Raw genomic sequence first — 11,066 nt, forward strand, 5'->3', positions numbered from 1 at the left:
CACAATCCCACAGGGAGAGCCGCCGTGTTTTCAAGATATAAAAAACCCGAAGCACAACCGGTCCAGGCACCGGCTAAATCGCCCGAGGCCACACCTGCACCTGCAGCGGAGCAAGCATCAACCGCTACTGCTGTTGCCCGGCGACCCACCCCCAAAAAGGCGGTCGAGGTTGTAGGGGCGGACAAGGAACGCAAGCGCAAAGAGCGTCTGGGCGAAATCAAGATCGAACTCCACCGCGAGCTTCTTGAAAACCTGAACCTTGCGGCCCTTGAGAAAGCTGGAGAATCCGAGCTGCGCTCGGAAATCAGTGCGATTGCCAGTGAGGTTCTGGAATCCCGCAACATCGTTCTAAACCGCGACGACCGGCAACAGCTGAACAAGGAACTGTATGACGAAGTAACCGGTCTTGGCCCGCTCGAGACCTTGCTTCAGGACGACTCTGTCAGCGATATTCTGGTCAACGGCCCGCAGCAAATTTTTGTTGAACGGTTCGGTAAGCTAGAAATTAGCGACGTTACCTTTAAAGACGAAAAGCACCTGATGCGGATCATCGACAAGATCGTATCCGCCGTGGGCCGCCGTGTTGACGAATCCAACCCCTATGTGGACGCCCGTCTGGCGGATGGCTCGCGTTTCAACGCCATGGTGCCACCGATTGCCGTTGACGGCTCGCTGGTATCCATTCGTAAGTTCAAAAAAGATAAGCTGGCCATTGATGATCTGGTGAATTTTGGTGCCTTCACCGAAGAAATGGCCGCCTATCTGCAGGCTGCTGTATCTACACGCCTGAATGTGATCGTTTCGGGCGGTACCGGTTCCGGTAAAACAACCACGCTAAACGCATTGTCCAGCTTTATCGACGACGCCGAGCGTATTCTGACCATCGAGGATACAGCGGAACTCCAGCTGCAACAGTCTCATGTTGGCCGGATGGAAAGCCGCCCGCCTAACGTCGAAGGCAAGGGTGAAGTCAGCCCCCGCGACTGTCTGAAAAACGCCCTTCGTATGCGTCCCGACCGTATCATCGTGGGTGAGACACGGGGCTCGGAAGTTATCGACATGCTACAGGCCATGAACACTGGCCATGATGGCTCGATGACAACGATCCACGCGAACTCGGCCCGAGACGGGATTTCGCGCCTTGAAAACATGATCGCGATGGCCGGGATCGAAATGCCGATCAAGGCCGTCCGTAGCCAGATCTCCAGTGCTGTGAACCTGATCGTTCAGGCAAGCCGCCTGCAGGACGGCTCGCGGCGTATGACTTCGATCACCGAAATCACTGGTATGGAAGGCGATGTGATTTCCATGCAGGAAATCTTTCGTTTTCAACGCGTTGGATTAACGCCCGACAACAAGATCATTGGCCATTTTACCGCGACAGGCGTTCGCAGCCACTACTCCGAACGCTTCCGTCTGTGGGGCTATGATCTGCCCCCTTCGATTTACGAACCAACGACTATGTAGGAGATCTTGAAATGCAACTGCCTATGGAGGCACTGATCTACGTCGCGATCTTCGTAGGCGTACTTGCGTTGGTGGAAGGAATCTATCTGGTTGCCTTCGGAAAATCCATCAGTCTGAACAGCCGCGTGAACCGCCGTCTTGACATGCTGGATAAAGGCGTCGGGCGCGAACAAGTTCTGGAACAGCTGCGCAAGGAAATGCAGCAGCATATGAAGTCCCAGAGTATTCCGCTCTATTCCCTGTTGGCGGACAAGGCTCAGAAGGCCGCCATCGCCTTCACACCCCGTCAGTTGATCCTGATTATGGTGTTGGTGACAGGCTTTGCCTTCATGGGGCTCAGCATTGCAACGGGAACGGAAACCATAATGCGGGCCGCAATTTCGGTCGCAATCGGTGTTGGTGGTGTCTATGCGTGGGTAAACAACAAGGCCAAAAAGCGTATGGCAATGCTGGAAGAACAGTTGCCAGATGCTGTGGAATTGATGGTTCGGTCGCTTCGCGTCGGGAACCCTTTTGTGTCCACCATTCAAATCGTCGCAAATGAAGTCCAGGATCCACTCGCCACTGAATTCGGAGTTATCGCTGATGAATGTGCCTATGGCCGTGACGTCGGTGAATCTCTCAAAGATCTGGCACAACGACTGGATATGCAGGATCTACGGTTTTTGGCAGTGGCCGTCGGCATCCAACAGCAATCCGGTGGTAACCTGGCCGAAATTCTGGCCGGTCTGGCCAAGGTGATCCGGGCCCGTTTTCGACTTTTCCGGCGCGTCAACGCTATCACAGCCGAGGCAAAATGGTCAGGAAAATTCCTATCTGGATTTCCACTGTTCTGCCTGGGATTCATTTTGGTGAACGACCCCGGGTACTATGACGAAGTTATGGATCACCCATGGTTCATTCCTGCCTGTTTCTTTGTCGGCATCATGCTGACACTGAACCTGATCGTCATGCGCATTCTAACCGACATCAAGGTCTGAGGACACCACCATGGAAATCCTGACCCAAATAAATGACTTTCTAACCGAGCTCCTTGGCCCCTTCGGTCCACTGATCGTGGTTGGTGTACTTGGACTGTTCATGATCTTGATCACAGTCCCCTTGATCCTGAGCCAGCCAGAAGATCCCCTGAAGAAACTGCAGCGTTCTAATGCAGCCCCTCGACAGGATAAGAAGGTCAAAAAGGACAAGCTCAGAACCAGCGGGCGAAACGAGCAGCTTGAGAAGTTTGCCAACTTCCTTGAGCCACAGAACAAGGAAGAACTGTCTGCCATGCAGCTGAAACTGCGGCAGGCGGGGTATCAATCAAAGGACGCAGTTCGGTTCTTCCACTTCGCTCAATTTTCCTTGGGCATCATCGGAATTGTGATTGGTGTTTTGCTGGTCACTGTCCTTTCCGACGGTCAGGAATTTACCGCGCAGCAGATGATAATACGAGTTCTTGTCCCGTCGGCCGCCGGGTATTTTCTGCCACGCTATTGGATCACCCGAAGGGTCGCAGAACGGCAAGAAGCGATCACCGCAGGCTTTCCCGATACTCTTGACCTGATGCTGGTCTGTGTCGAGGCTGGCCAGTCGCTGGACCAGGCCATCGTTCGCGTCGCACGCGAAATGAAAGCTTCCTACCCTGAGATTTCGCTTGAATTTGAAGTCGTCGCCCACGAATTGAAGGCCGGTAAGGACAAGGATACGGTTCTTCGCGATTTTGGTACGCGCTGTGGCGTTCAGGATGTTAACTCATTTGTGACGGTGATGATCCAATCGGCAACATTCGGTACATCCATCGCCGAAGCCTTGCGGGTTTACGCCGGCGAGATGCGAGATAAGCGCGTGATGCGCGCCGAAGAGGCCGCTAACAAGTTGCCAACCAAAATGACACTCGCCACTATGATGCTGACGGTGCCACCGTTGCTGGTCATTCTGGTTGGACCCTCGGCCAAAGGCATCGCTGAATTCGGCGGAGGCTAATAGCCTATGAAATTGAAACCCAGGTGCATCCAAACGGGGATACGCCGCGTGTTACAGGCCACCGTGGTTCTTGCCACGGTGGCTTCTTGCACGGAAACGGGGTCCTCTGGGGATCTGGATGCACCTGGCATTGATCGTAAAGCCCCGGCCGAGGATCAGATCGCAGTTGGTAACCGGCTGATGGCTTCGGGTGAATACGAGCTTGCGTTGGATGCCTTTATCCGCGCAGCGCTCAATCAGGGAATGACAACGCAGATCCTGACCTCGATGGGGACGGCAAATCTGGGCCTTCGGAGGCTTGGACAGGCGGAAACACTGCTGCGCCGTGCGGTTGAAGATGACCCCGAATGGTCTGTCGCCTGGAACAATCTGGGTGTGTTGCTGATGGAAATCGGAGAATATCCCGAGGCCGCTCAGGTCTTTCGCCGGGCCTATGCTCTCGATAATGGCGAAAGTGACGCAATCCGGGACAATCTGCGGTTAGCTCTCGCAAAAATGGAAAATACTGATAATAATACCCCTCAAGAACAAGAATACACACTGGAGCAGCAAGGCGACGGGCAATTCATGCTGCGCAAGCTCCCGTAACATAGGCAAGAGCAGTAAGGGACGCAAAAATGCGCCAACAATTCTTGATTCCGTCTATCGCAATCTGCGGGCTGATCCTCTCAGCCTGTGAGAAAGAGTCCGAAGAAGAAAAGGTCGAGCGTACATTTCAGGAGGTGAACGTCATTGACGAAACCAACCTGAACGACGTTCTTCTGTCGGCCGCCGATCCGAACGAAGCCGTTACCTATTTCCAGGGTGCCGCCGCCAAGAACCCGGGTCGTATAGACCTGCAACGTGGACTGGCGATTTCACTGGCGCGCGCTAAACGGACGACCGAGGCAACCGCCGCCTGGAAAAAAGTCACTACGATGAGCGGTGCGACCAATGTAGACAAGATCGAATACGCAGACTCTCTGGTACGTTCCGGGAACTGGTCACAGGCCAAATCGACATTGGATTCGATCCCGCCGACTTTTGAATCTTTCAAACGCTACCGCCTGGAAGCCGTCGTCGCGGATTCGCAAAAAGACTGGAAACGCGCGGATCATTTCTATGAAACCGCCGTGGGTCTGACGACCCGACCCGGTGGTGTAATGAACAACTGGGGATATTCCAAACTGACGCGCGGCCAGTACGACGAAGCCGAACGGTTATTCACCGAGGCCATTCGACAGGATAACTCTCTATTCACGGCAAAGAACAATCTGGTCCTCGCCCGGGCTGCACAGGGCAATTACAGCATGCCTGTCGTTCCCATGTCTCAGGTCGAACGCGCGATGTTGTTGAACACAATGGCCATCTCGGCGGTGAAACGCGGTGATGTGGCGACGGCCAAGAACCTGTTCCGCGAAGCGATCGCCACCCATCCGCAACATTATGACGAAGCCGTTCGATCCCTGCGCGCGCTTGAGGAAGCCTGATACATGCATATTCCAGCGGGTGCTGCGGCCTGGTTTTTGCCGTTCGTACTGCCGATCTGCTATTACGTAGCCTTCACCGACCTGCGTGACATGCTCATCAAGAATCACGCCGTAGTAGCACTGGCTTCGGTATTTGCGGTCATCGGTTTGTTTGTCCTGCCGCCCTGGTCGGATGGTTGGATTACCGGCCCGTTTTCTGTGTCCCTCCCACCCTATTTGTGGCAGCTGTTACATATAGTTGTAATGCTGGTCATCGGCATTCTGCTCAACGCAGCCGGCATTATGGGAGCCGGAGACGCAAAGTTCATAGCCGCGGCCTCAGCCTTTGTTTGGATGGGCGATTTCACATTGGTATTGTTGATCCTGATGTCGACCACCTTGGCGGCCTTTGTCACGCATCGATTGGCCAAACATACCGCCCTCAGAGCTATTGCCCCAGATTGGGAAAGCTGGCGTCGGGACAAACAATTTCCAATGGGTTTCGCGCTTGGTGCAACCCTGGCCATCTACCTGATACTTGGAACTGTTTACGGCTCGTAAACTATCATCAGTCCGCCTTGTCCCCGCCTTGGAACTGACACAAAGCCCGGCCAAATTTTCGTCAAAGGGCCCTTTTCAGGGCTATTGGCGTGAATACTGAATTAGACGGGCAACGCTCATGAATATGCAGACAACCTCGGTAATGGCCCCCCCTACCCCAAAGGGGTTGGGCGATATGCAGCTTCCTATTGTTATGATGCGGGATATCCTGCTGAAAACTATCTTTCGTAAAACCGTAGATACAGTTTCCGAAGTTGCCCAAGCGATCTGCTTGCCGGGTTCTGTCACACAGGAATTGATCGACCTTGCCCGCGAACAAAAGCTGCTGGAAGCAACCGGTACTTTGAACGCCAACAGCGGCAATGAGATGGGGTATCAACTGACCGATGCGGGCAAAGCGCGTGCATTGGATGCGCTGAGCCAGTCCGAATATTTCGGCGCCATGCCCGTCCCGTTGGATGTGTACCGCGAGCAGGTAAAACGCCAGTCGATCCGGAATATCCAGGTTTCCCGCGACCAGTTGACCGGGGCAATGGGCCATCTGGTTCTGCCTGACAGCCTGCTGGACCACCTTGGACCCGCGGTCAGTGCAGGCCGATCAATCCTGATGTATGGACCTCCGGGTAATGGTAAATCCTCTATCTCGAACGGTATTCGGGATGCTTTGGGCGATAATGTCTATGTCCCATATGCCATCGAATACGCTGGTCAGGTGATCACGGTGTATGACCCGATTGTACACACAGCCATCGAACAAGAAGCAGATGATCCCAATAGCTTGCGCCGCCGCAAGCGGTTTGATTCGCGCTATGTCCAATGTGAAAGACCAACTGTTGTGACTGGCGGTGAACTGTCACTCAGCATGCTCGATCTGGTTTATAACCCTACGGCGCGGACCTATCAGGCCCCGCTGCAGCTGAAATCGACGGGCGGCATCTTTATCGTTGACGACCTTGGCCGTCAGCAGGAACCACCTCAGGCCCTGATCAACCGCTGGATTGTTCCACTGGAAGAGAACAAGGATATCCTTGGCCTGCAATCGGGTGAAAAATTCGAAGTGCCCTTTGACACGCTGGTCATCTTTTCGACCAACTTTCACCCCAACGAGATCTTTGACCAAGCCGCTTTGCGCCGGATCTTCTTCAAGATCAAGATTGACGGTCCGAACCAAGAGAACTTCCTGAAAATCTTCGCCATGGTGGCCCGCAAACGCGGGATGCCTCTGGACGAGGCCGCATTGGTCCATCTGCTAAAGGTCAAATACCCGACCATCGACAACATCTATGCGAACTATCAGCCGATATTCCTGATTGATCAGATGATCTCGATCTGCGAATTCGAGGGCATCCCCTATCAGATGAGCCCCGATCTGATTGAACGCGCTTGGGCCAACATGTTCGTCAAAGATGAGAAAATCGTCAAATAACCTAATGCCATTTCGCTGACGGGCCGGGTAATCTGCCTTTATGACGCAGATTCCCGCCCGGATTACTGACTGGTTTGAAGACAAAGGTTGGTCCATCCACCCGCATCAGCAGGACATGTACGACCGGGCCCTTGAACCGGCGACGTTGCTGATAGCCCCCACCGGCGGGGGCAAGACAATGGCCGGATTTCTACCCACGCTGGCCGATCTGGCAGAGCGGGACCATGATGGCCTGCATACAATCTACGTCTCCCCTCTCAAGGCGCTGGCGGCAGATATCCGGCGAAACCTGCGTGGCCCAGCCGAGGAAATGGGCCTGGCCGTCCGGATTGAGGACCGCACCGGAGATACCTCAGCCACACAGAAAAAGCGTCAGCGAGTTGACCCACCGCAAATCCTTTTGACCACACCTGAAAGCCTGGCCCTGCTGACCTCTTATGAAGACGCCGGGCGGATGTTTCAGGGCGTGCAACGGGTGGTTGTCGATGAAATCCACGCCCTGGCCGAGAGCAAACGTGGCGACCAGCTGATGCTGGCGCTGGCCCGTCTGCAGGGGCTCTGCCCGGACCTGCGCAGGGTGGGCCTGTCTGCAACGGTCGAAGACCCCAATGCGATTGCCCGATTTCTGGCACGTCACCCTGATCCCTGCCGGATCGTTGAGGCCGATCCTGGGCCTGACCCCGATATCCAAATGTTGGAAACGCCGGAAATGCCTCCGTGGTCGGGCGGTGGCGCGGCCTATTCCATCCCTGCCGTTCTGGACCAGATCCGGAAGCATAAGACGACGCTTATCTTTCACAACACCCGCGCACAGGCCGAGATTTTCTTTCACAACCTCTGGCTTGCCAACGAAGACGGGCTGCCGATTGGCATTCATCACGGCAGTCTGGACAGGCAGCAACGCGAACGTGTCGAGGCCGCAATGGTTCGCGGTGAACTGCGCGCGATCGTCTGCACAGGCAGTCTGGATCTTGGTATTGATTGGGGCGATGTCGACCTGGTCATTCAGATCGGGGCGCCCAAAAACGTCAAAAGGCTGGTTCAGCGCATCGGGCGCGCAAATCACAGATACAACGCCCCCTCCAAAGCATTGTTAGTGCCCGCAAACCGCTTCGAAGTTGTGGAATGCATAGCGGCACTTGAGGCTGTAAAAGCTCATGATCTGGACGGTGATCCCCGCGGCGCAGGTCCACGCGATGTGTTGTGTCAACATATCCTGATTGCCGCAGCATCCGGGCCATTCTTGGCCGATGACCTGTTCCGGCAAATGACCGCAGCGGGCCCCTATGCCGGGTTGACCCGAGCAGAGTTCGACGCCTGTTTGGACTTTTGTGCAACCGGGGGCTATGCCCTGCGCGCCTATGATCGGTGGCAAAGGCTGCAGCTACGGCCAGATGGGCAATGGCAGCTGCGTGACCCCCGTGCTGCGCAGCGTATCCGCATGAACCTTGGCACGATTCAGGACACAGATACGTTGAAAGTCCGCCTGAAACGCAATCGAGGGGGCAAGCCTCTGGGAGAGGTCGAAGAAGCCTTTGCTGCCTCGCTGACCCACGGAGATACCTTTCTGATCGGCGGCCAGATCGTGCGCTATGAGGGATTGCGCGAGATGACGGTCGAAGTCAGCCGCCGAGCGGATAAGAAGCCCAAGATCGCAACGTTTTCAGGCACCAAATTTGCGACCTCGACGCAGCTGAGCGACCGTATCCTGCGGCTGTTTGCACAGCCCGATTGGCCCCAGTTACCCGCGCATACCGCAGATTGGCTGGTGTTGCAGCGCGATATCTCGCGCCTGCCTCAGCGTGACAGGTTACTGATCGAAAGTTTCCCCAACGATGGGCGCGAAAACCTGTGTGTCTATGGTTTTGCGGGTCGCAACGCCCAGCAGACGCTGGGGCTGTTGCTGACCAAACGGATGGAAGAAACGGACCTTGCACCGCTGGGCTTTGTTGCCACCGACTATGCAACCCTGATCTGGGGGTTGGACGCGGTGATAGACCCGCGTCCGCTATTTCAGCCCGACGAGCTGCGCAACGGCTTGGAAACCTGGCTGGCGGGCAATGCCGTGATGAAGCGCACCTTTCGTGCCTCGGCCACGATTGCAGGGCTGATCGAACGGAACATGGCCGGTCAGCGCAAAAGTGGTCGGCAAGCCACGTTTTCCTCAGATATCCTCTACGATACTTTGCTGAAATACGATCCCGATCACCTGTTAATGCAGATCACCCGAGAAGAGGCCATGCGCGGTCTCGTCGATTTCGGGCGGATCGAGGCACTGATCGAGCGGATCGGGGGACGTATAGATCTGATGCGATTGGATCGGGTTTCACCTCTGGCTGCACCACTGTTTCTTGAGGTTGGCAAGGTACCCGTCAAAGGTGCTGCTGAAGAACGCTTGCTGGCGGAAGAAAGCGCGCGCCTATTGCAAGAGGCTGGGCTGAAATCCTGCTAAAACCTCTTGCACGCGATAGCGGAACGTCGCAAAGAACGTAACATGAACGAAGTTTCGATCTGTTTAGCCGGGCAAAATCTGCTCGCGCTTGGGTCTGGTGCCCTTTGGTGGCCCGACAAAAGCGTGCTTTGCGTGTCCGATCTGCATCTGGGTAAATCCGAGCGTTTGGCGCGCCGGGGCGGCACGACATTACCTCCCTATGACAGCCAGGACACCCTGGCCCGATTGGCCGCAGATATCGAGCACACGCAGCCTGACATCGTTATTTGCCTTGGGGATAGTTTTGATGATCTTGATGCCCTAAACGCCTTGAGTGTGCCCGACAGGCTGCAGATTACGGCGATGCAGGCCGGTCGCCGCTGGGTCTGGATCGAAGGAAACCATGACCCCGGCCCGGTAGATCTGGGCGGAAGCCATTTGGCCGAATATGCGGTTGACCCTCTGGTCTTTCGTCATATTGCGCAACCCAAGGGCAAGGCTGAGGTTTCGGGACATTACCACCCCAAGGCGCGCGTGCGGGTTCGCGGTCGTTCCATCACCCGCCCCGCCTTCCTGATGGATCAGGCGCGTCTGATCCTGCCTGCCTATGGGACTTATACTGGTGGGCTCTTTAGCTCGGATCACGTTCTGGACGCCTTGATGAGCGATCAGGCAATGGCGATCCTGACAGGGAAAATCCCGCAAATGATCCCAATGCCCAGATAGGGCGGCTCAGATCAGACCATCTTCCTCTAGGAACGGACGGTATTTCCTGCTGACCGGAACAAGCTCTTCGTTCTTCAGGCGCAACATGATCTTGCCACCCTTACGTTCGACCCCAGCAATGGCGTCATCGACAACCCAATGCGATCTGTGCGTGCAATGGCCCGGTATAGGTTCCATTTCCTCTATGGCGTCGGTAAAACGCGACCGGATCGTAAACGTGCCCTCAGAAGTCACCACATCCACATAGTGGTCTTGGACCGTCAAGCGATAGACCCGGCCCTGAAAGGATCCCGGCAACCGCTTGTACATGCGCGGCAGCGGAATTTCAGCATATTCGGATTGAGGTTTCGATGCCTCACGCCGCACCAGGATCAAGCCCACCGACAGCAAGGCGCCATAAGATGTTACGGATAACATATCCGGGCACGGCAGTCCGTTGGCCGAAAACAGCAACCAGACCATCAACCAAAGGCTTGGAACGAAAAGGACGAAAACCAAAGATATCAGCACAAGGTCGCGCCCAGAAAACTCGGTCTCAGCGAACAACCTACGCAACAATCTTCTTGCGACGCAGGTCACTCCTAGCGCCAGCGCCATCACCCCGATCCAGAAGGCCAAGCGCCAAGGAAAGGTTACTTCGATGGCCTGAAATGGTTGGAATACGAAGGACAATAGCAGAAGGAAAACCAGCCCGGCAATCAACCGGTACCCTACTATTTCGGCGAAAACTGGGCGCAGTTTCGTGAACATAAACACTCGACAACAACTCTCCGGGTCCAGCCAATACTACCGGGGACTTGCCATATTACAACGTAACCGGCTGGAATAGAAAGTTTATCACCAATACAGGCACATTCAATGCCCGTAATCTCACACTTAGTTTACATATTAACAAATTTTAGGCCGGGGAGTTCCCCGGCCCTGAAAATCTACATGCACGACTGTCCGCTATGGGTCACACAGTCAGGCCTTCTGGTTCGGGGAGTTTGTTTGCGCGGCATGCGGCGGTCAGGGTGTTGGCCAGCAGGCATGCGATTGT

The 11,066-nt window shown here is 55.3% G+C and carries 10 protein-coding genes; 9 read left to right on the plus strand and 1 reads right to left on the minus strand.

Annotated features, from left to right (window positions below; genetic code table 11):
• Positions 1–24: 24 nt before the first annotated feature.
• The 9 genes from AC2FHW_RS16325 to pdeM all read left to right on the plus strand — a co-directional run bounded on the left by AC2FHW_RS16325 (position 25) and on the right by pdeM (position 10,027).
• Entirely contained in the window at positions 25–1,467 is a 1,443-nt protein-coding gene (locus AC2FHW_RS16325; protein WP_142637964.1) for a TadA family conjugal transfer-associated ATPase, read from the plus strand.
• A gap of 11 nt (positions 1,468–1,478) precedes the next feature.
• Positions 1,479–2,447: a type II secretion system F family protein gene (locus tag AC2FHW_RS16330; RefSeq protein WP_142637962.1), complete on the plus strand. Its 969-nt coding sequence runs from the start codon at positions 1,479–1,481 to the stop codon at positions 2,445–2,447.
• Positions 2,448–2,457: 10 nt separating this feature from the next.
• Entirely contained in the window at positions 2,458–3,435 is a 978-nt protein-coding gene (locus AC2FHW_RS16335; protein WP_142637960.1) for a type II secretion system F family protein, read from the plus strand.
• A 6-nt stretch (positions 3,436–3,441) separates the two neighbouring features.
• The gene (locus tag AC2FHW_RS16340; protein ID WP_185956705.1) at positions 3,442–4,023 is read left to right on the plus strand and encodes a tetratricopeptide repeat protein; all 582 of its coding nucleotides are present in this window, start codon (positions 3,442–3,444) and stop codon (positions 4,021–4,023) included.
• 29 nt (positions 4,024–4,052) lie between these two features.
• Positions 4,053–4,904: a tetratricopeptide repeat protein gene (locus tag AC2FHW_RS16345; protein ID WP_496692898.1), complete on the plus strand. Its 852-nt coding sequence runs from the start codon at positions 4,053–4,055 to the stop codon at positions 4,902–4,904.
• 3 nt (positions 4,905–4,907) lie between these two features.
• Positions 4,908–5,444: a prepilin peptidase gene (locus tag AC2FHW_RS16350; RefSeq protein ID WP_142637956.1), complete on the plus strand. Its 537-nt coding sequence runs from the start codon at positions 4,908–4,910 to the stop codon at positions 5,442–5,444.
• Between the two features lie 118 nt (positions 5,445–5,562).
• Positions 5,563–6,870 (plus strand): DUF8689 domain-containing protein, encoded by a 1,308-nt coding sequence (locus AC2FHW_RS16355; RefSeq protein ID WP_142637954.1) that lies wholly within the window; start codon positions 5,563–5,565, stop codon positions 6,868–6,870.
• A 40-nt stretch (positions 6,871–6,910) separates the two neighbouring features.
• On the plus strand, positions 6,911–9,322 hold the full coding sequence (locus AC2FHW_RS16360; RefSeq protein ID WP_271950521.1) for a ligase-associated DNA damage response DEXH box helicase: 2,412 nt from the start codon (positions 6,911–6,913) through the stop codon (positions 9,320–9,322).
• Positions 9,323–9,364: 42 nt separating this feature from the next.
• A complete protein-coding gene (pdeM, locus tag AC2FHW_RS16365; protein ID WP_142638200.1) occupies positions 9,365–10,027 on the plus strand; it encodes a ligase-associated DNA damage response endonuclease PdeM in 663 nt (220 codons plus the stop codon).
• A gap of 6 nt (positions 10,028–10,033) precedes the next feature.
• On the opposite strand, the gene AC2FHW_RS16370 is transcribed toward pdeM, so the two are convergent.
• Positions 10,034–10,777, minus strand: a complete 744-nt coding sequence (locus tag AC2FHW_RS16370; RefSeq protein WP_271950522.1) for a LytTR family DNA-binding domain-containing protein — start codon at positions 10,775–10,777, stop codon at positions 10,034–10,036.
• Positions 10,778–11,066: the final 289 nt, after the last annotated feature.

The sequence above is a fragment of the Ruegeria sp. YTSA108 genome (assembly GCF_059610185.1).

What these genes read in the sequence shown, in the direction of transcription:
- AC2FHW_RS16340 (WP_185956705.1), top strand. Translation starts at nt 3,442, where the DNA reads ATGAAATTGAAACCCAGGTGCATCCAAACGGGGATACGCCGCGTGTTA.
- AC2FHW_RS16335 (WP_142637960.1), top strand. Translation starts at nt 2,458, where the DNA reads ATGGAAATCCTGACCCAAATAAATGACTTTCTAACCGAGCTCCTTGGC.
- AC2FHW_RS16350 (WP_142637956.1), top strand. Translation starts at nt 4,908, where the DNA reads ATGCATATTCCAGCGGGTGCTGCGGCCTGGTTTTTGCCGTTCGTACTG.
- AC2FHW_RS16355 (WP_142637954.1), top strand. Translation starts at nt 5,563, where the DNA reads ATGAATATGCAGACAACCTCGGTAATGGCCCCCCCTACCCCAAAGGGG.
- pdeM (WP_142638200.1), top strand. Translation starts at nt 9,365, where the DNA reads ATGAACGAAGTTTCGATCTGTTTAGCCGGGCAAAATCTGCTCGCGCTT.
- AC2FHW_RS16345 (WP_496692898.1), top strand. Translation starts at nt 4,053, where the DNA reads ATGCGCCAACAATTCTTGATTCCGTCTATCGCAATCTGCGGGCTGATC.
- AC2FHW_RS16370 (WP_271950522.1), bottom strand. Translation starts at nt 10,777, where the DNA reads ATGTTCACGAAACTGCGCCCAGTTTTCGCCGAAATAGTAGGGTACCGG.
- AC2FHW_RS16330 (WP_142637962.1), top strand. Translation starts at nt 1,479, where the DNA reads ATGCAACTGCCTATGGAGGCACTGATCTACGTCGCGATCTTCGTAGGC.
- AC2FHW_RS16360 (WP_271950521.1), top strand. Translation starts at nt 6,911, where the DNA reads ATGACGCAGATTCCCGCCCGGATTACTGACTGGTTTGAAGACAAAGGT.